Here is a 26,378-nt window from a genome sequence, read left to right as displayed (position 1 = left end):
GCCGGTCCCGCGGCGGCAGCCGAACCTACCCGGAACGTTGCTTCGCCGCCCAGGTGCCGAGGTACTCCCGTTTGAACTCGTCGAACTCACCGGCCGCGATGCTGGCGCGGATGCGGTCCACCAGGCGGACGGTGAAGCGTTCGTTGTGGATGGTGCACAGGGTGGCCGACAGCATCTCTTTGGCCTTGAAGAGGTGGTGGAGGTAGGCGCGGGTGTAGTGGGCGCAGGTGTAGCAGTCGCAGTGTTCGTCGATCGGGGTGAAATCACGGCGGAAGCGGCTGGTGTTGATGTTGAAGCGGCCCCGGTCGGTGTAGACGGCGGCATTGCGGGCGACCCGGGAGGGGTTGACGCAGTCGAAGGTGTCGGCGCCGTTCTCCACCGCGACGAAGACGTCCTCGGGTTCGCTGATGCCGAGCATATGCCGCGGCTTGTGCTCGGGCAGTTCGGCACTGCACCAGCCGACGATGGTGCCGAGATTGTGTTTCTCCAGGGCGCCGCCGATGCCGTACCCGTCGAATTCGGTGCCGCCCGCACCGCGGATGCTCTCCAGGTCCCGACAGGCCTTGCGGCGCAGATCCTCGTACTGTGCGCCCTGGATCACCGCGAACAGGGCCTGATAGGGCCGGTGGCTACGGGCGGTGGTGAGGCGTTCGTGCTCGTCGATGCAGCGTTGCGCCCATTCGTGGGTGCGCTGCAGTGAACGCTCCTGATACTCGCGGGTGTTCATCAGGGTGGTGAGCTCGTCGAAGGCGAACATGATGTCGGCACCCAGCCGGTGCTGGATCCCCATGGACACCTCGGGGGTGAACCGGTGCTTCGACCCGTCCAGATGGGAGCGGAAGGTGACACCGTCGTCGTCGACGGTGGCCAGCCGCTCCTTACCCGCGGCGATCACCTGATCACTGCGGACGTCCACCGACTCCATCGCCAGCACCTTCTTGAACCCGACCCCCAGCGACATCACCTGGAAGCCGCCGCTGTCGGTGAACGTGGGGCCCGGCCAGTTCATGAACTTCCCGAGCCCGCCTGCCTCGTCGACGATGTCGGAGCCCGGCTGCAGGTACAGGTGGTAGGCATTGGCCAGCAGCGCCTGCGCCCCCAGCTCGGCCATGGTTTCCGGCAGCACCGCCTTCACCGAGGCCTTGGTGCCCACCGGGATGAAGGCGGGGGTCTCGATCGCGCCGTGCGGGGTCTCGATCACCCCGGTGCGGCCGTGCCGGTCCCCGTCGAGACGCGCATCGACACGGAAGGAGAACTCGCTGGGATCGGCCACGGACCAATACTGCCAGCCCCGCCCGGCACGCCCCGAGCCACCCGTATCGGTCGGGCGCCGACGGCCGGCTCTCCGCAGCCGCTGCCGCCACGGGAGGCTCCGGCCCTGCGCACCGTCAGGGAGTGACCGCGGCGGCGAACTGGGCGTTGTAGAGGCGGTAGTAGGCGCCCTGGGCGGCGAGCAGCTGTTCGTGGTTGCCCTGTTCGACGATGTGCCCGGCCTCCATCACCACGATGGTGTCGGCGTCGCGGATGGTGGACAGCCGGTGGGCGATGACGAAGCTGGTGCGGTCGCGGCGCAGGGCGGCGGTGGCGTGCTGGACCAGCAGTTCGGTGCGAGTGTCCACCGAACTGGTCGCCTCGTCCAGGATCAGGATCGACGGTTTCGCCAGGAAGGCCCGGGCGATCGTGATCAGCTGCTTCTCACCGGCGCTGACCCCGCCGCCTTCCTCGTCGATGACCGTGTCGTAGCCGTCGGGCAGGGCGTGCACGAAGCGGTCCACATAGGCGGCCCGGGCCGCGGCCAGGATGTCGGCTTCGCTCGCCTCCGGGTTGCCGTAGGCGATGTTCTCCCGGATCGTGCCCTTGAACAGCCAGGTGTCCTGCAGCACCATGCCCATCCGGGACCGCAATTGCTCCCGGCTGATGGTCGTGATGTCCACCCCGTCGATGGTGATGGCGCCCGCATCCACCTCGTAGAACCGCATCAGCAGATTCACCAGGGTGGTCTTGCCGGCACCGGTGGGGCCGACGATCGCCACCACATGCCCGGGCTCGGCGATCAGCGACAGATCGTCGATGACCGGCTTGTCCGGCTCGTAGCGGAAGGACACCGCATCGAACTCCACCCGGCCCCGGTCATCCGGTGCCGGGTGCAGCACGGCCGGATCCGGCAGCTCCTCCGCGGCGTCGAGGATCTCGAACACCCGCTCGGCGGAGGCGACACCGGATTGCAGCAGGTTGATCATCGAGCCGATCTGGGTGAGCGGCTGCGAGAACTGGCGCGAGTACTGGATGAACGCCTGCACCTCACCGAGCGAGAGCTGGCCGGTGGCCACCCGCAATCCGCCGACCAGGGCGATCAGCACGAAGTTGATATTGCCGAGGAACATGATCGACGGCATGATCAGCCCGGAGATGAACTGCGCCCGGAAGCTGGATTCGTACAGCTTCTGGTTTCGGCGATCGAACTCCTCGCCGACCTCCCGGCTGCGGCCGAAGGCGGTGACGATCGCGTGACCGGTGTAGGCCTCCTCCACCGCGGCATTGACCTCGCCGGTGTAGCGCCACTGGTTCACGAAATGCGGTTTGGAGCGCTTCGCGATCTGCGCCGTCACCACGATCGCGGCCGGCACGGTGAGCAGCGCGATCAGCGCCAGCAGCGGCGAGATCCAGAACATCATGATCAGGATGCCGAGCACCGAGAACACCGAGATGATCAGCTGGCTCATGGTCTGCTGCAGGCTCTGCGAGATGTTGTCGACATCGTTGGTGACCCGGCTGAGCACATCGCCGCGCGGGGCGGTGTCGAAGTAGCTCAACGGCAGCCGGTGCAGCTTGCGTTCCACCTCGCTGCGCAGCCGTTTGACGGTCCGGTTGATCACGATGTTGAGCAGGAAGCCCTGCAGCCAGCCGAACAGCGAGGCGGCGGCGTACAGCACCAGTACCAGGATCAACACCTGGCCGACCGCGGTGAAGTCGACGCCGACACCCGGCACGACCTGCATCGAGGAGAGCATATCGGCGAAAGTGTCGTCGCCCTGGTCGCGCAGCCGTTCGACCGCCTGCTCCTTGGACAGCGCCGGGTCCAGCTGCCGGCCGATCACCCCGTCGAACACCAAGTTGGTGGCCTTGCCCAGCAGATACGGGCCGAGCACGTTGAACACCACCGCGGTGATCGCCAGCACGATGATCGCGATGACGTACACCCGCTCGGGCGCCAGCCGGCGCAGCAGTCGCTTCAACGACGGGCCGAACGATTTCGCCTTGGCATCCGGTGCTCCCGGATTGGGCGCTCCGGGCCTCACTGCGCCTCCTCGACAGTCATCTGCGATTCCACGATCTCGCGGTATTCCGAACAATCACGCAACAGCTGATCGTGGGTGCCCAGGCCGACCATCTCGCCGTCCTCGAGCACCACGATCTGGTCGGCGTCGCGAATGGTGGCGATCCGCTGGGCGACGATGATCACCGAGGATTCGGCGGTCTCCGGTTTCAGGGCAGCCCGCAGCCGGGCGTCGGTGGCGACGTCGAGTGCGGAGAACGAGTCGTCGAACAGGTAGATCCGCGGCCGCCGCACCAGGGCCCGGGCGATAGCGAGTCGCTGCCGCTGGCCACCGGACACCGTGGTGCCGCCCTGGGCGATCGGCGTGTCCAGGCCCTGGGGCATCTGCCGGACGAAATCGGCGGCCTGGGCCACCTCGAGGGCCTGCCAGAGTTCGTCGTCGGTGGCGTCGGGCTTGCCGTAGCGCAGGTTGGTCGCGACGGTGCCGGAGAACAGGTACGCCCGCTGCGGGACCAGGCCGATCACACCGCGCAGCTGCGCGGGATCGAGATCCCGGACATCGGTGCCGCCGACCAGGACCGCTCCGTCGGTGACGTCGATCAGGCGGGGAATGAGTTCGAGCAGGGTGGTCTTACCCGCACCGGTGGAGCCGACGATCGCGGTGGTGGTGCCGGGCGATACCTGGAACCGGATTCGACACAGCACCGGTTTCTCGGCGCCGGGATAGGCGAATTCGGCGGACCGGAAGTCGACCGCGGCGGGGTCTCCCGCGAAGGGTTTCGGTTCCAGGGGCGGCAGCACCGAGGACTCGGTTTCCAGCACCGCGCCGATGCGATCCGCCGAGACCGCGGCCCGCGGAGCCATCATGGCCAGCATCGAGGCCATCATGACCGCCATCAGGATCTGCATGATGTAGGCCAGCATCGCGGTGAGCGAACCGATCTGCATGGTGCCTTCGTCGATGTGGTGGCCGCCGAACCAGATCACCGCGACGGCGGTGACATTGCTGATCAGCATCACCGTCGGGAACATCAGCGCCATCAACCGGCCGACGCGCAGCGCGGCCTCGGTGAGGTCGGTGTTGGCCACCCCGAACCGCCGGACCTCCTGCCGTTCCCGGACGAAGGCGCGCACCACCCGGATACCGGTGATCTGCTCCCGCAGTACCCGGTTGACCACGTCGATCCGGGCCTGCATGGCCCGGAACCCGGGCACCATCCGGGCGATGATCGCACTCATCGCCAGTGCCAGCACCGGCACCGCGATCAGCAACACCCAGGACAGGCGCAGGTCCTCGCGCAGCGCCATGATGATGCCGCCGATGCACATGATCGGCGCCATCACCAGGATGGTCACCGACATCACCACCAGCAGCTGCACCTGCTGGACGTCGTTGGTGCTGCGGGTGATCAGCGAGGGCGCGCCGAACAGCCCCACCTCGCGGGCCGAGAACGATTCCACCCGATGCAGCACGGCGCCGCGGATGTCCCGGCCGGCGCTCATCGCGGCCTGGGCACCCAGATAGACCGATCCGGCCGACGCGATGATCTGCACCCCGGTGATCACGAGCATCCACAGCCCGGTGGTCCAGATGTAGCCGAGGTCGCCCTTGGTGACGCCGTAGTCGATCAGGTCGGCGTTCAAGCTGGGCAGGTACAGCATGGCCATGACCGCTACCAACTGCAGACCGACCACCCCGGCCAGTTGAGCCCGGTAGGGGTGGAGGAAATTGCGCAGTAAGCGGATCAGCATGGTGATCGCAGGCTACCGTGCGGTACCGACGGGCGCCGCCGGATTTTCGTACGACGCACAACGGCGTTCCGGCCACCGGGACGTCATGCCCGTGCTACCGGCTCGCGGCGGGCCCAGGCACCCGGGTCGCCGGTCAGCCCGGCGACGAAGTCCGGCAGCCGCCCGGCGGCGATATCGGCGATCGAGACGTTCTCCAGCACCGCCCGGATGTTCACCCGCAGCGCGATCCAGACCTGCTGGAGCGGCTCGGCGGCACCGGGGTACTCGACGTCCTCGGGCCGTTGCCCGCGCACCGAGGCCAACGGGCTCTCGACTCCGCGGATCACATCCGCTACCGAGATCTCCGCGGCCGGGCGGGCCAGCCGGTAGCCGCCGTCGGGACCGCGCCGGCTGGTGACCAGCCCGGCGCGGCGCAGTTCGCCGAGGACCGATTCGAGCACCTTGGGCGGGATCTGCGCGGCGACGGCGATGGTGTCGGCCTTCATCGCGCGGCCCTGTTCCGGCTCGGCCTGGCCGACGGCGAGCTCGAGCAGGGCCCGCACGGCGTAGTCGACCCGTGCGGTGATGTGCATCTAGGAGTTCCCCGATCCACAGCAGAGCTGCCCGGACCGCGACGACCGCCACGCGCCGGTGAGGACGACGGTTGCGGCCTCCAGCAAGGTCGATTCCACCAGTTCGTCGGATGCGGCGGGTTCCACATCGGTGGAGAGCAGGGCCACCCCGAGTACCTCCAGGGCCGCCGCCGCGCGCAGCCGCTGTTCGGCACCCGGGTCGGGGCCGGCGAGCCAGGCGCGCAACCGCCGGTTTGCGTCGATCATGTCCGGATATCGATCGGACATCGCATTCAGGATGGCGACGGTGTCGCGCAGGCACAGCGCACCCGCGTCCCGGTTGCGGATCATGCCGCGCAGATAGGTGCGCAGCACCGACCGGATGCCCTCGTCGTTGTACGGGACCGCTTCGATGTCCTCCACCACGGCGCGCATGTGGTCGATGATCGGGTCGATGATCGCCAGCAGCAGGTCCAGTTTCGATTCGTAGTGGTAGTAGAGGGAGGCCTTGGTGATGCCGACCGCATCGGCCACCTCGCGCAGGCTGGTCTGCTCGAAACCCTTGGCACCGAACAGCTGCACCGCGGCATCGCGGATGGCCTGTTTGGTGCCTGTGCCTGCGGCGTGATCGACGGTGTCCCGGACGGCCATACCGCAATCCTCCCATCAATTCGATGTGACTTGCATCCCGTCGGCTAAATAGAGGTTGTCCCTCCACTTATCCACTGGGTAGTCTACCTACCGCACGGTAGGCAGAAGTGTAAACGTGGAGGCGGGACCACGCAGGGAGGCCCGCGAAGTGCTGTCTACAGGCCAATCGACCGAGCACAACCCCGAAACGTGCCTTAGGAGTAACCCCTCGTGTCCGTCTATCTGTACCGATGGGGAAAGTTCGCTTTCCGCCGCAAATGGATAGTCCTGCCTGTCTGGCTCCTGCTCCTCGTCCTGCTCGGCTCGGCCGGCGCGGCCCTGAGCAAGCCGATGAGCGACGACTTCACCATGCCTTCGCTGCCGTCCGCCCGCGCCAACGACATCCTCGACAAGCAGTTCCCGGGCATGTCGGACAAGTTCAGCATCACCGCGGTGACCGGTGACTACGTCTTCGAGGCCCCCGAGGGCGGCGATCTGACCACCCCGGAGAACCGGGCAGCGATCGACCGCGTCATCGCCGACCTCGGCAACCTGGAAGTCGACGGTGAGAACATCGTCGACGGACAGACCCCGTTGATGAACCCGATCGACGTCGCAGACCGAATGGGCTGCCTGGACGACCCGAACCCGGCCGCCTGCTCGGGCGCCCCGTTGAACGTGCTCAACGCGGACGCACCGAACACCGTGGCCGTCCTCTCGGTGCCGTTCACCGTCGAGTCGGTCGTCGACGTCACCGATGCGCAGCGTGACGCCGCCTACGATGTCGCCGACTCCGCTCGCGCGGCCGGCCTGACCGTCGAAATGGGCGGCTCCATCGCCATGGAGCAGGAACAGCCCGGCGGCACCGCAGAGATGATCGGCATGGCCGTCGCCCTGGTGGTCATGGTGATCACCTTCGGCGCCATCGTCGCCGCCTTCGTCCCGATCATCACCGCGATCGTCGGCCTCGGCGCCGCCACCTCGGTGATCCTGCTGGGCACCTCGATCATCACGGTGCCGAGCTTCACCACCTTCCTGGCCTCGATGATCGGCATCGCGCTGTCCATCGACTACGCGCTGTTCATCGTCTCCCGCTACAAGCACGAACTCGCCGTCCAAGACTCCCCGGAGAAGGCCGCCGGTATCGCCGTCGGCACCGCGGGTTCGGCGGTCGTGTTCGCCGGTCTCACCGTCATCATCGCCCTCGGGGCGCTGAGCATCGTCGGGGTCGAGTTCCTCACCTTCATGGGCCTCGGCGGCGCCATCGCGGCCGGATTCGCCGTGCTCACCGCCATCACCCTGATGCCTGCCCTGCTGGGTGCGTTCGGCCGGTTCCTGTTCAAGCCGAAGCTGCCGGGCGTCGCGCAGCACGACCCGGAGGACGACACCGCGGTCACCAACGGCATGCGCTTCGGCCGGCTGATCGGCCGGGCGCCGTGGGTGGCCCTCGCGCTGGCCGTAGTCGCGTTGGGTGCCCTGGCGATCCCCGCCGCGAACCTGCAGCTGGGTCTGCCCGGTGAGGACAGCATGCCCACCGACTCCACGGTGCGTAAGGCGTACGACATCCGCACCGAGGGCTTCGGCGAGGGCAGCAACGGCGTCCTGGTCGTGGCCGCCGACCTGGAGCAGGTCGATCCGGACCGGCGCGAGGAAGCCGCCGCGGCACTGCGCGACCGGCTCGCCTCCTACCCGGAGATGGATTACGTCACCGCGCCGCAGTTCAGCGAGAACGGGCTCGGCGTGATGCTCAACGGCGTCCCGAAATCGGGCCCGAACAACCAGGACACCAAGGATCTGGTGCTCGACGCCCGTGGCGCGGAGGACGAACTGCGCGCCGAGTACGGCATCGAATACGGGATCACCGGCACCACCGCGATCTACGCCGACGTCGATCACGTGCTGCTCAGCAAGATCCTGCCCTACCTCGCCATCGTGGCCGGGGCAGCCTTCGTCCTGCTGATCCTGGTGTTCCGGTCCATCCTGGTGCCACTCACCGCCGCCCTCGGCTTCCTGCTCTCCATGGGCGCCACCTTCGGCGCGACCGTGCTGATCTTCCAGGAGGGCGCGCTCGGCCTGATCGCCGATCCGCAGCCGATCGTCAGTTTCATGCCGATCATGCTGATCGGCCTGGTCTTCGGGCTGGCAATGGACTACCAGGTGTTCCTGGTGACCCGGATGCGCGAGGAATACGTGCACGGCAAATCGGCCAAGGAGGCCATGGTTTCGGGCTACCACCACGGCGCCCGGGTGGTGACCGCCGCGGCGATCATCATGATCTCGGTCTTCGGCTCGTTCATGATGGAAACCGACGTCACCGCCAAGATGATGGGCTTCGCGCTCGCCGTCGGTGTCGCGGTCGACGCCTTCCTGGTGCGCATGGTGATCGTGCCGGCGCTGCTGGTCATCATGGGCAAGTGGTCGTGGTGGATGCCGCGCTGGCTCGACCGGATCCTGCCCGATATCGACGTGGAAGGCGCCAAGCTCGAGCAGCACGGCACCACGAAGACGGTGTCGGTCGACAAGGAACCGGTCGGCGTCTGATCTCGGCTCGTCCGGCCCCCGCAACCACCCGGTTGCGGGGGCCGTCTCATTTCGGCCGTACCTCGCAGCGGTGCTTGATCTCGACCCGATGCACCACCAGACTCGATGCAGTTCGACCCGGTAGATCACTGGCGCAGTCGGTATCGGTTGGTTCGGCGGCGCTCGGTGCCCAGCGTGAACCTTCCGATCATGCGAGGAGATCCCGTGTCCATCTATCTGTACCGGTGGGGCAAATTCGCCTTCCGCCGCAAGTGGATCGTCTTACCGATCTGGCTTCTCGGCTTCCTGGTCGTCGGCGGGCTCGGCGCGGCGCTGCAGCAGCCGATGACCGACGATTTCAGCATGCCGAACCTCCCGTCGGAACGGGCCACGGAAATTCTCGACAAACACTTTCCCGGCATGTCCGAGGAATTCGAGTTCGACGCGGTGACCGGCGTATATGTGGTCGGCGCCCCGGCCGGGGAGACGCTCATCGAGCCGGCGAACCGGGCGGCGGTGCAGGAGTTGATCGCCGAACTCGATCGGCTCGACATCGTCGACCACAGTGCACCTATCGTCGACCCGATCGCCGCCACCGAGCAGATGGGCTGCCTGGTCCCGGATCCGGACCCGGCGCAGTGCAGCGGTGCACCGTTGAACGTGCTCAACGAAGAGAACCCGGCAACCGTCGCCTATTTCAACGTGCCGTTCACCATCGCCGAATGGGCCGACATCACCGACGCCGACCGGGAGGCCGCGTATGCGGCCGGTGATACCGCGCGGGCGGCCGGACTGACTGTCGAGATCAGTGGCACCGTGGCGATGCAGCAGGAACAGCCGGGCGGCACCGCAGAGATGATCGGCATGGCCGTCGCCCTGGTGGTCATGGTGGTCGCGTTCGGCGCCATCGTCGCCGCCTTCGTCCCGATCATCACCGCAATCGTCGGCCTCGGCGCCGCCACCTCGCTGATCTTCCTCGGCACGTCGTTCACCTCGATCCCGAGCTTCACCACCTTCCTGGCCTCGATGATCGGCATCGCGCTGTCCATCGACTACGCGCTGTTCATCGTCTCCCGCTACAAGCACGAACTCGCCGTCCAAGACTCCCCCGAGGAAGCCGCCGGCACCGCGGTCGGCACCGCCGGCTCGGCGGTCGTGTTCGCCGGTCTCACCGTCATCATCGCGCTGGTCGGGCTCGGCATCGTCGGGGTCCGGTTCCTGACCTTCATGGGTCTCGGCGGCGCGGTGGCCGCGGCGATGGCCGTACTCACCGCGATCACCCTGATGCCCGCACTGCTGGGCGCGTTCGGCCGGTTCCTGTTCAAGCCGAAACTGCCGGTCATCGCGCAGCACGATCCGGAGGACGACACTTCGGTCACCAACGGCATGCGCTTCGCCCGGCTGATCGCGAAGGCGCCGATCGTGACGATGGTCGGGTCGATCGTGGTACTCGGGGTGCTCGCCGCGCCAGCGGTGAACCTGCAACTGGGACTACCCGGTGAGGACGCCCTGCCGGAGACGACCACCGTTCGTAAGGCCTACGACCTGCGCACCGAGGGGTTCGGCGAAGGAAGCAACGGCGTGCTGCAGGTCGCGGTGGATCTCGCCGAGGTACCGGAAGAACAGCGCCCCGAGGCCCTGGATGCCCTGCGCACCCAGTTGGAGTCGTATCCGGACATGGACTACGTCACCGAACCGCAGCTCAGCGAGGACGGTGCCGGTGCCCTGCTCAACGGCATCCCGACCGCCGGGCCGAACAACCAGGCCACCAAGGACCTGGTCGCCGATGCACGCGATGCCGAAGCCGCGCTGAACGAGGAATACGGGATCGAATACGGAATCACCGGCACCACCGCGATCTACGCCGATATCGATCACGTGTTGCTCAGCAAGATCGTGCCCTATATGGCGATCGTGGCCGGGGCGGCATTCATCCTGCTGATCCTGGTGTTCCGGTCCATCCTGGTGCCACTCACCGCCGCCCTCGGCTTCCTGCTCTCGATGGCCGCCACCTTCGGCGCCACCGTGCTGATCTTCCAGGACGGTGCCCTCGGCCTGATCTCCGATCCACGTCCGCTGGTCAGTTTCCTGCCGATCATGTTGATCGGCCTGGTCTTCGGTCTGGCGATGGACTACCAGGTGTTCCTGGTGACCCGGATGCGCGAGGAATACGTGCACGGCGAGAACCCGACCGACGCCGTCGTGAAGGGCTACCACCACGGCGCCCGCGTGGTGACCTCGGCGGCCATCATCATGATCTCGGTGTTCGGCTCGTTCATTCTGGAAACCGACGAAACCGCCAAGTCGATGGGCTTCGCGCTGGCGGCCGGTGTCGCGCTGGACGCCTTCCTGGTGCGGATGGTGCTGATTCCCTCGCTGCTGATTCTGCTCGGCAAGTGGTCCTGGTGGATGCCGGCGTGGCTGGACCGGATCGTGCCCGATATCGATGTGGAAGGCACTGCGCTGCGTGAGGTCCAGCGGCAGAACGGGGCCGCGGACAAGGTGCCGGTCGGCGGCTGACGTAGCTCGCCCCGCAGGTCATCCGGCCTGCGGGGCGCTCGGTTCCCGGGCTACTCGCTCGGTTCCGGCAGTTTGAACTCGCATTCGTTCACCCTCGGGTTCAGGCCGACATAGTTGCCCGGCCCGGCCGCCGCCGTCACCACGATCGTCGCCCACTGGGCACAGTCGCTCGGGATGTTCGCGAAGTAGTTCCGCTGCCCGGCCGCCAGCAGACCGATGCCCACCCAGGTGAGCACCACCAGCATCACCAGCTTGCCCCCGAGTCCCCCGGACTTCGCGGGTACCTGTCGCCCGCGCATCGGCATCGCATCCTTCCCGCCCACCGGGCACGCTGTGAACTTGCCGGCCCCGGGCCGGGGCCTTCACCGAGAGCTGATGCCACTCCCATCCAGCTTATTACGGACGAGCAGGGATGACCCACCGTAGCTCGAGCTCACCGCCCGACCGGCGCTTCGGCGGCGTGGCGGCGGGCGCGCAGGTGGCGGGACAGCAGATAGGTTGCCAGGGCGGCGGGAACGTTCATCAGGACGCCGTAGACGGCGGGTGGGACGGCCATTTCGGGTTTGTTCAGGACTGTGGTGGCGATGGCGATGGCGACCGCGCCGTTCTGGATGCCGACCTCCATCGTGGCGGCGACGGATTGGTCGGCGGATACGCCGGCCAGGCGGGGTACGAAGTAGCCGAGTAGCAGGCCGAGGGTGGACAGCGTGAGGCAGATGGCGGTCAGGGTGCCGATGTTCTCGGTGAGGGTGTCGAATTCCCGGACCACGGCGGCGAGCACGACCGAGGCCAGTACCACTGCGGAGACGATCTTCACGGTCGGGCGCATCCGCTCCGACCAGGCGGTGAAACGACGGTGCACCCACATCCCCAGCGCGACCGGAATCAGCAACAGAGCGAACACCTGGACGAACTTTCCCGGCTGCAGACCGATGGCCGCACTCTCGTCCAGGAACCGAGCATAGGCGAAGGCGATCACCAACGGCATGGTGAACACCGCGAGCACCGAATTGATCGCGGTCAGCGTGATGTTCAGGGCGACATCACCGCCCGCGAGATGGCTGAACAGGTTGGCCGAGGCACCTCCCGGTGCGGCGGCGAGCAACAACATCCCGGCAGCCAATGCCCCACCGAGACCGAAGAGTTCGATCAGCCCGAAGCACAGCACCGGCAGCAACAGGATCTGGCAGCCGAGAGCTGTCAGCGCCGCCTTCGGATATCGCAGTACCCGCCCGAAATCGCCGACGGTCAGCGTCAATCCGAGACCGAACATCACCAAGGCCAGCGCCAGGGGCAGGAAGACCGCGAAAACCGTTGAGCCCATTACTGTCTCCTCACGACGCAAGACATCCGGGTTCGACGATAACGCAGTCCGGGTGTCCGGCGACCCAGCCGGACGGGGTGCTCATCGGACGCCCATATCCGCCGACGACTGCGGACCCGCAGGCTCGCCGGGCGGTCCGCTCTGCGGCACGACCGCCCCCGAAAGGCGCGACGGCCGGCATGCACCTATTTGCAAATGGGTTCCCCGGAGGGCGTTCCATACCCGACGGCGCCTCCGGGGCAGCGATCAATCCAGTCGCGTCAGCACCCCGCCACGGCGGCCCGCCTCGTGCAAGGCTTCGAGCCAGCCGTGCTCGCCCGGGGTGATACCGGTGATCTCCCAGCGCCGGTGGTCGGCGTAGTCCACCCGGCCGCTGTAGCCGGCATCGACCAGGGGGCCGAGGGTGCCGTGGGTGCGCAGGGTGTCGCGGGCGACGGTCAGCATGGCCAGGGTTTCGTCGAGTACCTCGGTCAGGGCCTCGGCATTGGGTTCGCAGATGGCGCGCACCAGGTCGGGGGCGCTGCCGGCGACCCGGGTGCCGTCCCGGAACGAGCCGGCGGCCAAGCCGAGCGCGAGTTCGCCGCCCGCGGCCCCGGCGGCAGCGAGCGCTTCGGCGAGCACATGCGGCAGGTGCGAAATGCGCGCCACCGCCTGATCGTGTTCGCGGGCACGCACCGGCACCACCACCGAACCGCAGTCCAGGGCCAGGCGCGCCACCCGGCGCCACGGGTCGGCACGCACTCCCTCGTCCACGCCGACCGCCCATACCGCGCCCCGGAACAGTTCCGGGTCGGTCGCCGGCCAGCCGGATTCGGCGGTGCCGGCCATCGGGTGCCCACCCACATATTTCGCAGCCAGGCCGTGCGACCGGACGGCTTCGGCTACCGGCCCCTTGACGCTCACCACATCGGTGAGCGGACAGTTCGGCGCGAAGGTGGCGATATCGGCAAGGATGTGATCGACCGCCGGCATCGGAACGGCGATCACCAGCAGCGCACCGGCCGCCTCGGCACGCTCCAGCACCGCCGGCAGGTCGCCGGAGACGTCGAATCCGTCGCCGCGCGCGGCCGCCACGCCGGACTCCGACCGGTTGTATCCCCAGGCCGGATAGCCGGCGGCGACCGCCGCGCGCAGCACTGATCCGCCGATCAGGCCCGTTCCGAGAATGCACACCGGTGCTCGCTGGTCAGAACTCACCGGAACAGATTGGCACACGAGTTCCGCAACGGCGGCGCGACAGACTACCGTTTGGGCCATGGCAGCACAGCGCTCGGGCACCGGCAGGGCGGCGTCGGACGATTACGACGACGTCGAAGGGTTCGCAGTGGCAGTGGTCCGCGAGGACGGGAAATGGCGGTGCACTCCGCTCCCGCACGCCACCCTGGGCGATCTCGCGACAGCCGAGACGGAGCTCAAGGCCCTGCGCAGCTCGGGCGCGGTATTCGGCCTGCTCGACGTCGACGACGAGTTCTTCATCATCGTGCGGCCCGCCCCCAGCGGCACCCGGCTGCTCGTATCGGACGCGACCGCGGCCGTCGACTACGACATCGCCGCCGACGTCCTCGACGCCCTCAACATCGAGATTCCCGATATCGACCCCGAAGAACTCGACGATATCGAGCCGTGGGAAGAAGGCGACCTCGGCGTCCTCGCCGACCTGGGCCTCCCGGAACCGGTACTCGGCGTGATCCTCACCGAAACCGACCTGTACCCGGACGAACAGCTGGGGATGATCGCCCAGCGGCTCGGGTTCGCCGACGAGCTCGCCGCGGTCCTGGACAAACTGCCGCGTTGAACCCGCTGCACCGGCCCGGACCGACCGAAGCCGACATGGTGCGGGCCGCGATCGCCGCCGCCGCCGACACCGATCCGCGGGATGTCCCGGTGGGTGCGGTGGTCTTCGACGCCGATGGCCGAGAGCTGGCGCGGGCCACCAACGCCCGGGAGGCGCTCGGCGATCCCACCGCGCACGCCGAGGTGCTGGCGCTGCGCCGGGCGGCCGCGGTGTTCGGCGACGGCTGGCGGCTGCCCGGGACGACCCTGGCGGTGACCCTGGAACCCTGCACGATGTGCGCCGGCGCCCTGGTCCTGGCCCGGGTCGACCGGCTGCTCTTCGGCGCCTGGGAGCCGAAAACCGGGGCCGTCGGATCGCTGTGGGACGTGGTTCGCGACCGGCGTCTCAACCACCGCCCGCAGGTGCGCGGCGGGATCCTGGCGGCCGAATGCGCGACCCTCCTCGACGACTTCTTCCGCACCCAGCGATGACCTGCGGCTGACCAGCCGATTTAGCGATCCGGCCACAGTCGCGTATATTTGTTCGCGGTGGCGTGTCCGAGCGGCCTAAGGAGCACGCCTCGAAAGCGTGTGAGGGGTAACCCCCCTCCGTGGGTTCAAATCCCACCGCCACCGCTGGAGCGCCTCACCTGTTTACGCAGGTGGGGCGCTTTTTCTATGCCGCCCGCGGGGTATCCGCGGCGTCCGTGCCCACATTTTGCCCACGTTGCCCCGGGCCGTACGCCTTGTCCATGGCGCTCGCGACCTTGTCCAGGTCGTCATCGAACAGATCCGCGTAGGTGTTCAGCGTCTCCTTGGCGTCCTTGTGCCCGAGCAGCCGGGCCAGCGCCAGCACATTCGCCCCGGCCGACACCGCCAGCGACGCGCACGTGTGGCGTAGGTCGTGCGGCGTGATCGGCTGGACACCGGACCGCTTCACAGCACCCGAGAACCACCCGTCGACCGTCTTCGGCCGCGGCAGGTACTTCGTCGCGTCGTCGGGGTGCGGGAACACCAGCGCGTCGGGCGCGCGGCCCTTGATGTGCTCCGCCAACTCGGCGAGCACGAACGCCGGAACGGGCACGCTGCGGATCTCGCGCCCCTTGGTCGGCCCCTCCGCATGTTCGACGCCCATCTGCACGGCGTTGTTCTCGACCGTGAGGCGCCCGCGGGCAAGGTCGACATCCCGCACCCGTAGCGCGATCATCTCGCCCCACCGCGGCCCGCAGTAGGCCAGCATCCGCACCAACAGCCGATGCCGGCCCGATTCCCTCGCCAGCCGGTCGACATCGTCGGCAGTGAGGTAGACATGCCGCTTCCGCAGCTTCTCCGGTAGCGCCTTCGTGACCGTCTTGCCGCGGGCCAGATTCTTCGGCAGCAGCTTCTTGGATTCCACGGCCATGTCCAGAACCCCGGCAAGTACCCCGTAGCACCGGATGATGTTCGTCGCCCCGGCGTTGATATCCGGTTCGCCCTTGTCCTCGGCGCGCTGCTGGGCAGCCAGCCGCATGTCCACGATCCACCCGCGGACCGAGTCCGGTTCCACGTCACCGACCCGGACCGCGCCCCACCGCGGTTTCACGTGGATTCGCCACGCGGACTCGAGGGTTCGGTAGTTCGACGGCGCGACGCCGGCCTTCTTCTCCTTCAGCCAGTCCTCGGCGAGCTCGGCGACCGTGACGCGCCCGAGTGCCGGCGCGACGTAGTCGCCGGTCATCTTCTGCACCTCGACGGTGTTCGCGAACCGCTCGGCGTCGATCTTGCGCCGGAACCCGCGCTTGTCGGTCTGCTTGCCGTCTGGCTTGCGGTAGCGCACCCGGTTTAGCGTGTGCCCGTCCTTGCGGCACCAGGGTGCCGGCTGCTTACCCTTCTCGGCCTTCGGCCGCGGGCCGCAATCCCGGCGACAGACCGAAGTCTGGTACGGCTCAATCGTCGCCATGCTCCGGCTCGCCTTCTCCGGCTGGCTTCCGGTCACCCTTGCCGAATATGTCCTTGAAGCTGGCCTCCTCCAGCGCTTTCGATACCCGCTGTTGAATTACATCGGGATCCATCATCTGTTGAAGCATCTGATCCAGCGATGCCTGGACAACGGCCGGGTCCATCGCCTTCCGAACAGCCTGGACAGCGCCTTTGACCCAGTAGGGACTCGCGAACCACTCGAGCAGCGGGCCGGCCGCGACTCCGTTGGGATACCCAGTCGCTTCGACGATCTCGGTTTCCCATTCCGGGCCATCCCCTGTCTCGGGCATGAGCAACTCGGTGGGAGAGACGTTCAACGCCCAGGCCAAGGCCATTAAGTCATCGACATCGGTTCTCCGTGCCTCGCGCTCAATCTCGCTGATCGTGTTGTGCGCCATGGGCCTATCGCCGCGTGCCAGCTGGTTGGACAGCTCACGCAACGTCAAGCCGCGTTTCTTTCGGTAACGGGCGATATTGCGAGCAACCACCCTGCCGGTGGTGCCGAGCTCCACCTTCCTTGTTCCCATCTTGCAGATCTTAGGTCGGGGTTTGCCGATCTCAAAGGAGTGGTGTAGATCTGTGTTTAGTGCGGATTATCCGCACATAGGTATGCAAAATCAGGACAGAGAGGGATGCTGTGAACCCGGACAAGGGCCTTTTGCTGCCGAAAGCTGTGGCCGAACACCTGCACACCACGACTGCACGTCTCGCCAACGACCGGTACCTGGGCAAAGGCATGCCCTACGTCAAGGTCGGATCGCGAGTGCTCTACCGCTGGTCAGACGTGCAGGAGTGGCTGGAGAAGAACACCGTCACGCCGGAGTCAGCGTGATTTCCCCCAAGGACCCGGCCGAGTTGCAGCTCGACCGGGCCGAAACCAACTCCCACCAGGAAGAAGGCGACCCTATGGTATCGACAAAGCACCACTCGCACGACCGGCCCCGCTGCGTGCGGTGCGGTGACATAGCCGGCCCGTGGCGGCCGACCGGCGAGCACTGTTCGCACGACATCCAGACGTTCCTCTGCCTGCCGTGCGACGACCGGCAGATCCGGGTCATTGCCCGGTTCGGCGCGACCGAGGATTGCCCCGGTGTACAGCTACCTGCCGATGGATACCCCCTCAAGCCCGGTCACGTCGTGGTGCGGCTCGACCGCTGGCCGCATGAGCTGGTTCTCCATGCTGCCGATGTCGCGGTCGTCGCCGACCTGACACTCGAACAGCGGGCCGGGGTCGCGTGCCTGTACTGCGGCCGGTCGCTGGCCGCGCCCGGTGTCCGGTCGGTCCCGGCCGGGCACGGTCCAGACGGGCAGCTGTTCCGGTGCACGAGTGACGGGTGCGACGGCGAACGTCGCGACCGGATCGCCGAAGCAGTCGCCCAGGCCGAAGCGCAGGACCAGATCGAGTTCGCCCGCGCCGACGCCGCCCAGCTCGACCGAGTGACCCGCGCCCTCCAGGACCGGACCACCGGGTTGATCGAGAAGCACGCCCCGGATCTGCTGGCGCTGAGTCAGCGGCTCGACCTCGAGCCCGGCGAGTTCTGGGGCAAGCTCGGCGGAGTATCGGAGTGGACGGTTGCCGAGACCATCGCCATCGCTCGCCTGCTGGGTGAGGACCCGATGGTCCTGTTCGCCGGACTCGAGGACGGTGGCCGGTGATCACCACCTTGATCTGCTACGTGATCCTGATCGGGGTATTCGGCGCGACCGGCTACGTCTGTGCGAGCGTCGTCGTCCACGTGGTCCGGGAACGGCAGGGCCGGGCCGACACTCGGCCGCGCCCGGCCCGGGTGTCGCTGGCCGGTGAGGTCGGCCGGGGCCGGCCGCCGCTGTCCGACCGGCAGCGCCACGCCGCCCGGCGGGCGCTGCGGCCGACCGCGGTGGAGGTGGCCCGGTGACCGCGGCGCATGATCTGGCGCGCGAGATCGCGGACCGGCCTCACCCGCCCAGTACCCCGGAGAAGCGCATCGAACGCGCCCGGCGACGGGACCGGCTACAGGCTGCCACCGCACTCGACCGGCAGCTCTGCGACCGGCAGGCCGGGTCCGGTGGCCGCGGGTACCGAGTCGGCGAATATGCGCCGGACCGCGGCCCGGCGCATCTCGCCGCGGTCGACAAGCGGAGTCAGCTCGAGTCGGAGGTCGAAGCCCGGGCGGTTTTGCTGGTCGCGCTGATCAACGGCGGGGCGCCCCGCGACGAGATCCGCGACGAGCACCAGCGGTTCCTCCGTGCAGCGTCCGCACAGATCGGCCTCACCGAGCGCTGGCCGCTCACCAACCAGTAGCTACGACAGCGGCCGGCACCGGAGACCTCGGTGCCGGCCGCAGAAAGGAGCGGGACAGCTCATGCGCGACGATACCCGCCTGCCGGGCAGCGCTGACGGTATGGACGGCCCGCCCCGCGCGTGCCCTCGGCACCGGCCGGACCCCGACTACGCATGCCCTACGTGCCACCAGTACCAGGCCGAGTACATCATGTGGGCGCGGGAGGAGATCGACCGCATGCGAGCCGAAGAAGATCCGGCACCGGAGCCACCACCGCACGACACGCCACCCGGGGCCGACGACGGCGACAAACCGAAACAGTCGGCGGCGACAGCGCTGGTGAATCTGGCCCGCGCCCGCTACGAGTTCGGAGTCAGTGACGACGAAGACCCGTACGCCCGCACCCACGACGGAGAACCGGTCGTGCGGATGCTCCGCGGCGGCAGGGCCGGCCTACGCGCCGAACTGGCCCGAACGTTCTTCAACGAGACCGGCCGCGCGGCACCACAGCAGGCGCTCGCCGATGCACTCATGATCCTCGAAGGAGACGCCCTCGAGGCCGGCCGCGCTCGGCTGCACCTGCGCGTCGCCGAACACGACAACGTCGCCTGGGTGGACATGGGCACCCCGGACAAGACGGTGATCTGCATCCGGCCGGACAAGTGGGAGATCGTCAAACAGGCCCCGGTGCTGTTCCGCCGGACCAACCTCATCGGCGCCATGCCGATGCCGGAGCTACCCGGGGATCTCGCAGCGCTGTGGAGGCTGGTCAACATCGCCGAACCCGATCGTCCGGTGGTGTTGGCGTGGCTCGTCGCCGCACTGGTCGCTCCCGACATCCCGCACCCGATCCTGTCCTTGTTCGCCGAACAGGGCTCCGGGAAATCCAAGGCAACGAGAATGCTTGCCGCACTGGTCGATCCGTCGTCCGCTCAGTTGCGCAAGGCGCCCAAGGACGCGGACGGATGGGTCACTGCCGCCCAAGGCTCATGGGTGGTGGCACTGGACAACCTGTCCTCTATCCCGGAATGGCTGTCCGATTCGATGTGCCGCGCCGTCACCGGAGACGGAGACGTGCGCCGCGCCCTCTACACCGATGGTGACCTTGCCGTGTTCTCGTTCCGCCGCTGCCTCATCGTCAACGGCATCGACATCGGCGCCATGCGAGGTGACTACGCCCAACGGTCCATCGTCGCGAATCTCAGGCGCATCTCCGAAGACCAGTACGTCACCGAACGCGAGTTGGACGAGAACTTTGCCGCGGCGTGGCCGCGGATTCTCGCCGCGGTACTCGACCTCGCCGCGGGCGTGAAGGCGGTGCTGCCCTCCGTTGCGCTCACCAACACCCCGCGGATGGCCGACTTCGCGCACATCCTGGCCGCAGTGGACATCGTGCTGGACACCGCCGGTCTCGACCGGTACCGGAACCAGGCCCGCACGCTGGCCGTGGACACCCTCGAGGGTGAACCGTTCCTCACCGCGCTACAGGAGCACGTCACCGAGCCGATCGAGGCGACGACCGCCGCCGAGCTGCTGCGCACAGTGACCATCGGTGCGGAGTCCGGGCCGAACTGGCGCAAGCCGCACGGCTGGCCCCGCGACGGTCGCGCGGTCACCGCCCAGCTGAAACGCAACGCCCCCGCCCTCCGCGCCGCCGGATGGCAGATCGAGCAGCTGCCCCGCGGCGGACGTGCACACGCCGCCCGCTGGCAACTCACACCGCCCGAAGCGAGAGAGAGCGGGAAATGATGCCCGCAATGCCCGCATGCCCGCATCGGCCGACTAATACCGCTTCTCACCTGCGGAAACCGAGCCGCTCGACTGACGGGCAATACGCGGGCATCCCGCGGGCATCGCGGGCATGCGGGCATCAATGCCCGCACCGTGCCCGCATGCCCGCATCACTGCCCGCCACTGCCAGGCAGTGTTTCCTCAGGTCACACCGGCTACCGCGGGCATGCGGGCATTGCGGGCACGAAATCCGGTCCTCTCTCGCTCCCGAACACAGGAGTACCGAATGAGCCTCACTCCGTCCCCCGGCACGGTGGCCGAGATCATCCGCACCGGCCGATGCTCGCCCGGCTGCCTCACCGCGGACCCCGACACCACCCGCACCTGCCGATGCCCCTGCCACGGACGCCACCACGGCCAACTCGCCACCACCCACCTCGACCCGGTGGTGCCCGGGTGACCGGAAACGAGATCCGCGAGATCCGCGCGTGGCTCGCCGCCGCGCAGATCCCGCGCCACCTCACCGACCCTCGATTAGCCGGCGCCCGCTGCGCCGGACTGGCACCCGCATTCGACGCCGAACTCGACGGCGAAGACCTCGACGCCCGCGACCGCCGACACCGGGCCGCCGTGCAGCTCTGCCGCGCCTGCACCGTCATCGACGCCTGCCGGACCGTCGTCGCCGAACAGCACCACCCCGCCGGCATCTGGGCAGGGAAGGTCTACGGACTCCCCGGGCCGCGAGGACGGCCACCCCGCGGCAGCTGACCCGGTGCGGGCCGGGCGCGTGCACCCCTGCCGTCCACGATCGGCCGCATGACGCAACCAGGACGGCAACCAAGGGAGGCAACATGGCCAAACACGCCACACCCGAAGACCGAGTTCGCCAGCTCCAGGCACTCCAGCTCCGCGCCGCCGGCCACTCCTACGACGACATCGCCACCGCGCTCGGCTACAAGTGCCGCTCGTCGGCGTACCGGGCCGTTCAGCGTGTCCTCAACCGCACCGAGTCCGACACCGCCGGCCACTACCGGACCGTGCAGGACAGCCGATACACCCAGCTGTTGAAAGCGTGGTGGCCCGCCGCGGTCGACGGTGACGAGAAAGCCGCCGCGCTGGTGCTGCGCACCCTCGAATCCCTGTCCCGGCTCCACGGACTCAACCAAGGCTCCGATGCCGCGGACGGGCCCCGGATGACGCCCGGCGAGTTCCAGCACGCACTCACCGAGTACGTCGAACTATCCACCACCCCAACGGCATTGAAAGCCGCTGGACTCACAGACAAGGAGGACTGACACCGTGGATGCCCGATCATTCGCCACCCAGCTCGCCGAGAACCCGGCACGCGCCCGCCTCGCCTCGTTCGGCCGCGTCCCGGACGTGCCGGCCGCGGCACCGGTCGCCGAGTCGATCCGCCGGCACCTCGGCGCCCCCGAGGAACTCGACGCCCGTACGGAGCACGCGGTCGACGGTCTCCGTGCGGTCATTGCCGCGATCGCCGAAGACCCGGACGGTGCATGGAAGTACATGCAGATGCACGCCACCGCCTGCGATGCACAGATCATGCTCGCTCGAGCGCGAGCCGAGTTCTCCGCCGCGATCAAGTCGGCTACCGAGCGGTTCGGGTCGCAGCTCGACCAGGCGGAGAAGGTTGTCGAGCGCTGGAACAGTGCCCGAGTCCAGGAATCACGTGCTGCCGAACAGGCCGAAGCGGACCGGCGCGCTGCCGCCGCCGAGCGTGAAGGGATCGAGTCCCGGCTCGCCGCCGCGAACAAGATCCTGCGCAAAGACGGCCTGGAGGCGTGGAAGTCCGCCCAGTCGCGTACCCGATTCCACATCGCGGCCGACCGACGCGACCACTGGGCGCTACCACCTGTCGCGTCGATGCATCCGGTGACCGAGCTCCGCGCCGACGAGAAACGGTTCGGCGCCAAGCATCGACGTACAGCGTACGAAGTACCGGGCGCGCTGGTCGACATCGACGGCGTGGAGCGGTGGGCACGCCGCGTCACCCAGAAGGGAAACTGACATGACACTCACCCACACCCCGCCACTGCTCCAGCCGCGCCGCGGTGGCCTACTGACCCCCGGCCCCGGCTTGACCGTCCTCGACGTCGGACCGGAGGAACGATTGCCGCTCGGCATCGACTGGGAACCGCGGAACTGCGGCAACTCCGGGACCTGGCCGACCGGGCTGTGCCCCGTCGACCCCGGCGAGGCCCGCAAGGCCGGCGCCCGCCCCGACTGGGACACCTTCGCCGCGGTCACAGTATGGGCATCAGACGAATGCCAACTCGGCGAACCGGCCGACAAGTTGCGCACCAACGCGATGCAACTACTGAACCTCCAGGCCGAACGGCACCTCGGCGAGCACGTCGCCGGCCTGCTCGGCGCCGCCGCGGTCGACCTCGGCCCGGCCGCGACCATCACCGCAGGACTCGGCATCCTGGAAGCCGCACTCGCCGAGACCGGACACACCGGCGTGATCCACGCCGACCCCGCCCAGCTCGCCGAACTCACCACCGCGCGCCTGGTGATCCGTGAACCTGCGATCGGCACCACCGGATTCCGTGTCCCCGGCCAGAGCACCCGCACCACACCCGACGGGCACCAATACGTTTTCAGCGCCGGCTACACCGGACTCGGCCCCACCCTGTTCGCAACCGGCCCGGTCACCGTGTGGCGTGACGCAGTACTGGTCAATTACGCCACCCAACACGAGATCAACGAACACCAGGCCGTCGCCGAACAGACACTCGCCGCGGGCTGGGAATGCCCCACTGCGGTGTGGTCGGTGACTATCGGCGGCGGCTCCTGACCACCGATAACGTTCGATTATCGGGGGTCAGAAATTAGAACACCCGTTCGAATACCGGCAGGGTTCGAACGGGCTGCCGCGGCCCCTCCGCGGCCTTACCACCGGGGTGTTCCGGGCGCTGGCTGTGGGCCGGCCCGGCCCCGGTGGCTTTCCTGACAGCGAGGGTACGACACTGCCCCGCTCCGGTCGGTCAGTCGATCTGGTCGGTCTGGTAGTCCAGAGCGTTCGCGTTCTCGATATCCGTCCCGGTGACTCGCCGGAAGCTGATCGCGAACACTTCTTGCAGCGCCTGAACCGATTCGATGTCTTTGAGAAGCACGCTGTCGATCGAGTTCGGTGAGCCGGTGGCCTGCCGGAGGTACTTGGCTTCGATGTCCTTGGCCATCTTGAAGTCACCGAAGCTGCCGATGTTCTGCAGGTCACCAGCGACGACAAGCAATTCCTTGAGGTCTGCTATCCGCTTCTCGCAGGCCTTGTGCATCTGGTACGCGGCGACCTCGTCGTCCAGGTAGATCTCACCTGCCCGGGCCTGCGCCAACAGCTGCTGATACTGGGTCTGTTCGGTCATCGTGTCCCCCTGTGTGGTCAGCTCGGAAACGTCGGCACCAGGGCGGCGGCGACCTGGGCCATGGAGTCGCACGGTGCCGGGATGTCATCCAGGACCGGATCGTTCTGCACCTTGATCTGGACCGTTCCCTGCGCAGCACGGAACACCACATCACACCTCAGGTCGTACAGCCCGCCCTCGACCTTGAACTGCCGGCCGGTGCGGCCTGCGTGGGTGACGTCCTGGAACTCGACGTTGCCCACCTTGTCCTCGTACCACTGCACCGGGCGTGCGGACGAGAACACTGTGACGGCGTACTCGTCGCCGCGCCAGCCGCAGATCTCCCAACCCGATTGCGGCCGGCCACCGATACCGATCACCGTGGATGCGGGATCGACCCCGGCCGCAGCGATCGCCTCATCGGAGATCTCGTCGCACGGATTCCACAGAGCCACGTCGGCCGCGGTGGTAGATGGCTCGGTGACCGGCTGCCCGGTCTCGTCGGTGTCGTTGCAGGCGGTCAGGCCGAGCAGGACGATGCAGGCGCCGGCCATCGTGGCAGCGGTACGCATGTTCGGGTTCCCCCTCCGGTCGATGTGTGGCCCGACGATATCAACCGGAACACGACGAGGGAGGGCCGCTCGAGCGGCCGGCTACTCGCCGCGGGTTGGCCACCAGATTGCCGCGGCCAGCACCAGCAGCGGCAGCCCGACCGCCACGACCAGCCAGAACACCGTCCACCCGTTCACCGCTGCACCTCCGTCATCGACCACCGGCCGAACGACAGTCGGGGCACAGCCGATTCGACATCGGCGACATGCAGCACCGCGTCCAACTCCAGCGCCGACAAGTGGCCCGGGGCAGGGATCAACACCGTCTCGGCGCCGGCATCACGCACGTGATCCGGCAGCGGCAGCAGCGACACCGGCGACGGCAACACCAGGCGGTAGCCGAGCCGCCGGGCCAACTGCCGCACCCGAGCGGCATCCCATTCCGGCGCCCGGCTCACGTCGTAGTTGATCCACCCCACCGCGGCCGGCCCGTTCACCGCGGCCCGCCCTCGTCGCCGATCACCGCGAGCGCGGCCATCACATCGTCGTGCAGCTGCCGCAGCATCGCCTGCCACTCGCCGCCCGCCTGGTCCTCGTCGTCGGTGTGCTCCACGTCCACCCCTTCGCCGTCGATCGGGGCACGCCTGCCGTACCCACCCGGTTGGTGGCACCCGCCGCCGAGGTTCACCGCACCCGGCGGCAGGTGCTGAATCGGACGGTAGGCACGCCACCGCGGCGCCCGAGCGCTTACGGTGTTCGCACAGCGTTCGCAGGTGTTCGCACAGTGCAGACGGTCGCGAGGGGTGCGGGGAATGGACGACACACCGGTATCGGGTGCGATGCTGCGGGCCGCCCGGGAACAGGCCGGGGTCGGTCTGCGGGAGCTGGCGAAGCGAGTGCACTGGTCCGCCGCGTACCTGTCCCAGATCGAACGGGGACTGCGGCCGGTCTCACCCGAGATCCGGCGCGCCTACGCCGCGGCCCTGGACGCCGACCCCGCCACCGTCACGCCCCCGGCCGGTGACCCGCTGCGGATCGCTCATGAGTGGCTCGTCACCGAGTCCCCGGCGACGCTGCACCTGGCCGCGGGGCGCCGGATCGGCGACGGCCTGGCCGACGAGATGGAACGTCGCGTGATCCAGCTCCGCCGCCTGGACGACGTGATCGCCGGCACCACCTTGCACCCCATCGTCCGCGCTGACCTCGACGCCGCGAAGACCGTGGTCCGCGACGGCAGCCACACCCCCGACACCCGCCACCGGCTACTGCGGGTGGTCGGCGAACTGTCCCAGCTCGGCGGCTGGGTCCACGCCGACGCCGGACGGTACCGGCAGGCGCAACGGATCTACCTCGACGGCGTGACCGCCGCGAGCGAAGCCGGCGACCGCGCCCTTGCCGGGCAACTGTTCTCGACCCTGGCCTACATGCTCACCAACACCGCCACCCCCGCCGATGCCCTGCTGCTGGCACGCACCGCCGCCCACGGTGCCCGCGCGGACGCGCCCCCGATCGTGCGTGCCCTGCTCGGCGAACGAATCGCCTGGGCCGCGGCGAAGGCCGGCCACGTCGACAGCGCCCACCGCGCCCTCGACCGCGTGGACGACGACTACGACCATCGCCGGCCCGGCGACCCCGAACCCGACTGGACGTACTGGTTCGACCGCGACGAGATCGACATCATGCGCGCCCGCTGCGCCGTCCAGCTCGGCGACACCACCACCGCCGAGTCCCTGCTGTCACCGATCGTGGACCGATACCCCGCCGGCCACCAACGCGAGGCAGCGTTGTACCGGTCATGGCTCGCCGAAGCACACGCCCGCGCCGGCGACACTGCCACCGCCCGCCACATCCTCGACCGCATCCGCACCGACACCGCCGAACTCGGCTCCATCCGCCTCGAGCAACGGATAACCGAAGTCGAATCCACCCTGCACCCGTAGCGGAACCGAGATCCACCCGGACCGATCTCGACCGGCTGAGGCGTGCCCACATATTGCCCACAATCGCCGTCGAAACACCGTGATACACCGTGAATCCCAATTAGGCATTATTGCAGGTCAGTACGATATCGACCCCCTGACCACTAGGGTAAGAAGGGTTCAAATCCCACCGCCACCGCTGGGAAAACCCCCGCACCATCCGGTGCGGGGGTTTTCTGCTTTCC

28 protein-coding genes and 1 tRNA gene are annotated in these 26,378 nt (G+C 68.1%); 16 read left to right on the top strand and 13 right to left on the bottom strand.

The features are described 5' to 3' along the window. Positions 1–25: 25 nt before the first annotated feature. The 5 genes from tgt to AC1HFH_RS02525 all read right to left on the bottom strand — a co-directional run bounded on the left by tgt (position 26) and on the right by AC1HFH_RS02525 (position 6,231). Entirely contained in the window at positions 26–1,273 is a 1,248-nt protein-coding gene (tgt, locus tag AC1HFH_RS02545) for a tRNA guanosine(34) transglycosylase Tgt (RefSeq protein WP_480245818.1), read from the bottom strand. A gap of 115 nt (positions 1,274–1,388) precedes the next feature. Next, positions 1,389–3,299 carry an ABC transporter ATP-binding protein gene (locus tag AC1HFH_RS02540; RefSeq protein WP_480245817.1) on the bottom strand — a complete coding sequence of 637 codons (1,911 nt, stop codon included), beginning with the start codon at positions 3,297–3,299 and terminating at the stop codon, positions 1,389–1,391. Beyond that, positions 3,296–5,029, bottom strand: coding sequence for an ABC transporter ATP-binding protein (locus tag AC1HFH_RS02535; protein ID WP_480245816.1), 1,734 nt, complete (start codon positions 5,027–5,029; stop codon positions 3,296–3,298). The genes AC1HFH_RS02540 and AC1HFH_RS02535 overlap by 4 nt, the downstream gene beginning before the upstream one ends. An 83-nt stretch (positions 5,030–5,112) precedes the next feature. Continuing rightward, positions 5,113–5,601, bottom strand: coding sequence for an RrF2 family transcriptional regulator (locus AC1HFH_RS02530; RefSeq protein WP_480245815.1), 489 nt, complete (start codon positions 5,599–5,601; stop codon positions 5,113–5,115). Beyond that, the gene (locus AC1HFH_RS02525) at positions 5,602–6,231 is read right to left on the bottom strand and encodes a TetR/AcrR family transcriptional regulator (protein WP_480245814.1); all 630 of its coding nucleotides are present in this window, start codon (positions 6,229–6,231) and stop codon (positions 5,602–5,604) included. It abuts the gene before it with no gap. Between the two features lie 210 nt (positions 6,232–6,441). Here AC1HFH_RS02525 and AC1HFH_RS02520 point away from each other — a divergent pair, with 210 nt between their 5' ends. Beyond that, on the top strand, positions 6,442–8,751 hold the full coding sequence (locus AC1HFH_RS02520) for an MMPL family transporter (protein ID WP_480245813.1): 2,310 nt from the start codon (positions 6,442–6,444) through the stop codon (positions 8,749–8,751). A gap of 204 nt (positions 8,752–8,955) precedes the next feature. Continuing rightward, positions 8,956–11,250, top strand: coding sequence for an MMPL family transporter (locus tag AC1HFH_RS02515; RefSeq protein ID WP_480245812.1), 2,295 nt, complete (start codon positions 8,956–8,958; stop codon positions 11,248–11,250). A gap of 50 nt (positions 11,251–11,300) precedes the next feature. On the opposite strand, the gene AC1HFH_RS02510 is transcribed toward AC1HFH_RS02515, so the two are convergent. The 3 genes from AC1HFH_RS02510 to AC1HFH_RS02500 form a co-directional block, all read right to left on the bottom strand. Further along, entirely contained in the window at positions 11,301–11,549 is a 249-nt protein-coding gene (locus AC1HFH_RS02510) for a hypothetical protein (RefSeq protein WP_480245811.1), read from the bottom strand. Between the two features lie 134 nt (positions 11,550–11,683). Next, positions 11,684–12,574: a bile acid:sodium symporter family protein gene (locus AC1HFH_RS02505; RefSeq protein ID WP_480245810.1), complete on the bottom strand. Its 891-nt coding sequence runs from the start codon at positions 12,572–12,574 to the stop codon at positions 11,684–11,686. Positions 12,575–12,820: 246 nt separating this feature from the next. Continuing rightward, positions 12,821–13,789 carry a prephenate dehydrogenase gene (locus tag AC1HFH_RS02500; protein ID WP_480245809.1) on the bottom strand — a complete coding sequence of 323 codons (969 nt, stop codon included), beginning with the start codon at positions 13,787–13,789 and terminating at the stop codon, positions 12,821–12,823. 40 nt (positions 13,790–13,829) lie between these two features. Here AC1HFH_RS02500 and AC1HFH_RS02495 point away from each other — a divergent pair, with 40 nt between their 5' ends. The 3 genes from AC1HFH_RS02495 (at position 13,830) to AC1HFH_RS02485 (ending at position 14,983) form a co-directional block, all read left to right on the top strand. After that, the gene (locus tag AC1HFH_RS02495; RefSeq protein ID WP_480245808.1) at positions 13,830–14,369 is read left to right on the top strand and encodes a tRNA adenosine deaminase-associated protein; all 540 of its coding nucleotides are present in this window, start codon (positions 13,830–13,832) and stop codon (positions 14,367–14,369) included. A gap of 35 nt (positions 14,370–14,404) precedes the next feature. After that, positions 14,405–14,839, top strand: coding sequence for a nucleoside deaminase (locus AC1HFH_RS02490; protein WP_480248021.1), 435 nt, complete (start codon positions 14,405–14,407; stop codon positions 14,837–14,839). Positions 14,840–14,895: 56 nt separating this feature from the next. After that, positions 14,896–14,983: transfer RNA gene (locus AC1HFH_RS02485), tRNA-Ser, on the top strand. Positions 14,984–15,023: 40 nt separating this feature from the next. Here the strand turns inward: AC1HFH_RS02485 and AC1HFH_RS02480 are convergent. Both AC1HFH_RS02480 and AC1HFH_RS02475 read right to left on the bottom strand, forming a co-directional pair. Beyond that, positions 15,024–16,163 (bottom strand): tyrosine-type recombinase/integrase, encoded by a 1,140-nt coding sequence (locus AC1HFH_RS02480; protein ID WP_480245807.1) that lies wholly within the window; start codon positions 16,161–16,163, stop codon positions 15,024–15,026. Between the two features lie 109 nt (positions 16,164–16,272). Next, the gene (locus AC1HFH_RS02475) at positions 16,273–16,833 is read right to left on the bottom strand and encodes a helix-turn-helix domain-containing protein (protein WP_480245806.1); all 561 of its coding nucleotides are present in this window, start codon (positions 16,831–16,833) and stop codon (positions 16,273–16,275) included. Positions 16,834–16,943: 110 nt separating this feature from the next. Between AC1HFH_RS02475 and AC1HFH_RS02470 the strand changes: the two genes are divergently transcribed. The 10 genes from AC1HFH_RS02470 (at position 16,944) to AC1HFH_RS02425 (ending at position 23,116) form a co-directional block, all read left to right on the top strand. Then, positions 16,944–17,138 (top strand): helix-turn-helix transcriptional regulator, encoded by a 195-nt coding sequence (locus AC1HFH_RS02470; RefSeq protein ID WP_480245805.1) that lies wholly within the window; start codon positions 16,944–16,946, stop codon positions 17,136–17,138. Then, positions 17,135–17,962 (top strand): hypothetical protein, encoded by an 828-nt coding sequence (locus AC1HFH_RS02465; protein WP_480245804.1) that lies wholly within the window; start codon positions 17,135–17,137, stop codon positions 17,960–17,962. The genes AC1HFH_RS02470 and AC1HFH_RS02465 overlap by 4 nt, the downstream gene beginning before the upstream one ends. Next, entirely contained in the window at positions 17,959–18,201 is a 243-nt protein-coding gene (locus AC1HFH_RS02460; protein ID WP_480245803.1) for a hypothetical protein, read from the top strand. Before AC1HFH_RS02465 ends, AC1HFH_RS02460 begins: the two co-directional genes overlap by 4 nt. Then, positions 18,198–18,587: a hypothetical protein gene (locus AC1HFH_RS02455; protein ID WP_480245802.1), complete on the top strand. Its 390-nt coding sequence runs from the start codon at positions 18,198–18,200 to the stop codon at positions 18,585–18,587. Before AC1HFH_RS02460 ends, AC1HFH_RS02455 begins: the two co-directional genes overlap by 4 nt. 217 nt (positions 18,588–18,804) lie before the next feature. Next, positions 18,805–20,316 (top strand): ATP-binding protein, encoded by a 1,512-nt coding sequence (locus AC1HFH_RS02450; protein WP_480245801.1) that lies wholly within the window; start codon positions 18,805–18,807, stop codon positions 20,314–20,316. Between the two features lie 268 nt (positions 20,317–20,584). After that, on the top strand, positions 20,585–20,758 hold the full coding sequence (locus AC1HFH_RS02445; protein WP_480245800.1) for a hypothetical protein: 174 nt from the start codon (positions 20,585–20,587) through the stop codon (positions 20,756–20,758). Further along, positions 20,755–21,066 (top strand): WhiB family transcriptional regulator, encoded by a 312-nt coding sequence (locus AC1HFH_RS02440; protein WP_480245799.1) that lies wholly within the window; start codon positions 20,755–20,757, stop codon positions 21,064–21,066. The genes AC1HFH_RS02445 and AC1HFH_RS02440 overlap by 4 nt, the downstream gene beginning before the upstream one ends. A gap of 83 nt (positions 21,067–21,149) precedes the next feature. Beyond that, positions 21,150–21,593: a hypothetical protein gene (locus AC1HFH_RS02435; protein ID WP_480245798.1), complete on the top strand. Its 444-nt coding sequence runs from the start codon at positions 21,150–21,152 to the stop codon at positions 21,591–21,593. Positions 21,594–21,597: 4 nt separating this feature from the next. Continuing rightward, positions 21,598–22,326, top strand: a complete 729-nt coding sequence (locus tag AC1HFH_RS02430) for a hypothetical protein (protein WP_480245797.1) — start codon at positions 21,598–21,600, stop codon at positions 22,324–22,326. Position 22,327: 1 nt separating this feature from the next. Then, the gene (locus AC1HFH_RS02425) at positions 22,328–23,116 is read left to right on the top strand and encodes a hypothetical protein (RefSeq protein WP_480245796.1); all 789 of its coding nucleotides are present in this window, start codon (positions 22,328–22,330) and stop codon (positions 23,114–23,116) included. A 190-nt stretch (positions 23,117–23,306) separates the two neighbouring features. On the opposite strand, the gene AC1HFH_RS02420 is transcribed toward AC1HFH_RS02425, so the two are convergent. From AC1HFH_RS02420 to AC1HFH_RS02410, 3 genes are all read right to left on the bottom strand, one after another. After that, positions 23,307–23,684, bottom strand: a complete 378-nt coding sequence (locus AC1HFH_RS02420; RefSeq protein ID WP_480245795.1) for a hypothetical protein — start codon at positions 23,682–23,684, stop codon at positions 23,307–23,309. A gap of 17 nt (positions 23,685–23,701) precedes the next feature. Next, positions 23,702–24,235 carry a DUF3558 domain-containing protein gene (locus AC1HFH_RS02415; protein ID WP_480245794.1) on the bottom strand — a complete coding sequence of 178 codons (534 nt, stop codon included), beginning with the start codon at positions 24,233–24,235 and terminating at the stop codon, positions 23,702–23,704. 173 nt (positions 24,236–24,408) lie between these two features. Further along, a complete protein-coding gene (locus tag AC1HFH_RS02410; RefSeq protein ID WP_480245793.1) occupies positions 24,409–24,711 on the bottom strand; it encodes a hypothetical protein in 303 nt (100 codons plus the stop codon). A 315-nt stretch (positions 24,712–25,026) separates the two neighbouring features. Here AC1HFH_RS02410 and AC1HFH_RS02405 point away from each other — a divergent pair, with 315 nt between their 5' ends. Beyond that, positions 25,027–26,154: an NsdA family TPR-like regulatory protein gene (locus tag AC1HFH_RS02405; protein ID WP_480245792.1), complete on the top strand. Its 1,128-nt coding sequence runs from the start codon at positions 25,027–25,029 to the stop codon at positions 26,152–26,154. The last annotated feature ends 224 nt before the right edge of the window (positions 26,155–26,378 follow it).

The sequence above is a fragment of the Nocardia sp. KT25-26 genome (genome assembly GCF_056627695.1).
This window is presented reverse-complemented; position numbering and strand designations above follow the sequence as displayed.

Coding starts and splice junctions, on each gene's coding strand:
- AC1HFH_RS02535 (WP_480245816.1), bottom strand. CDS start 5,029: ATGCTGATCCGCTTACTGCGCAATTTCCTCCACCCCTACCGGGCTCAA.
- AC1HFH_RS02530 (WP_480245815.1), bottom strand. CDS start 5,601: ATGCACATCACCGCACGGGTCGACTACGCCGTGCGGGCCCTGCTCGAG.
- AC1HFH_RS02525 (WP_480245814.1), bottom strand. CDS start 6,231: ATGGCCGTCCGGGACACCGTCGATCACGCCGCAGGCACAGGCACCAAA.
- AC1HFH_RS02510 (WP_480245811.1), bottom strand. CDS start 11,549: ATGCGCGGGCGACAGGTACCCGCGAAGTCCGGGGGACTCGGGGGCAAG.
- AC1HFH_RS02505 (WP_480245810.1), bottom strand. CDS start 12,574: ATGGGCTCAACGGTTTTCGCGGTCTTCCTGCCCCTGGCGCTGGCCTTG.
- AC1HFH_RS02495 (WP_480245808.1), top strand. CDS start 13,830: ATGGCAGCACAGCGCTCGGGCACCGGCAGGGCGGCGTCGGACGATTAC.
- AC1HFH_RS02490 (WP_480248021.1), top strand. CDS start 14,405: ATGGTGCGGGCCGCGATCGCCGCCGCCGCCGACACCGATCCGCGGGAT.
- AC1HFH_RS02475 (WP_480245806.1), bottom strand. CDS start 16,833: ATGGGAACAAGGAAGGTGGAGCTCGGCACCACCGGCAGGGTGGTTGCT.
- AC1HFH_RS02450 (WP_480245801.1), top strand. CDS start 18,805: ATGCGAGCCGAAGAAGATCCGGCACCGGAGCCACCACCGCACGACACG.
- AC1HFH_RS02445 (WP_480245800.1), top strand. CDS start 20,585: ATGAGCCTCACTCCGTCCCCCGGCACGGTGGCCGAGATCATCCGCACC.
- AC1HFH_RS02435 (WP_480245798.1), top strand. CDS start 21,150: ATGGCCAAACACGCCACACCCGAAGACCGAGTTCGCCAGCTCCAGGCA.
- AC1HFH_RS02425 (WP_480245796.1), top strand. CDS start 22,328: ATGACACTCACCCACACCCCGCCACTGCTCCAGCCGCGCCGCGGTGGC.
- AC1HFH_RS02420 (WP_480245795.1), bottom strand. CDS start 23,684: ATGACCGAACAGACCCAGTATCAGCAGCTGTTGGCGCAGGCCCGGGCA.
- AC1HFH_RS02415 (WP_480245794.1), bottom strand. CDS start 24,235: ATGCGTACCGCTGCCACGATGGCCGGCGCCTGCATCGTCCTGCTCGGC.
- AC1HFH_RS02405 (WP_480245792.1), top strand. CDS start 25,027: ATGGACGACACACCGGTATCGGGTGCGATGCTGCGGGCCGCCCGGGAA.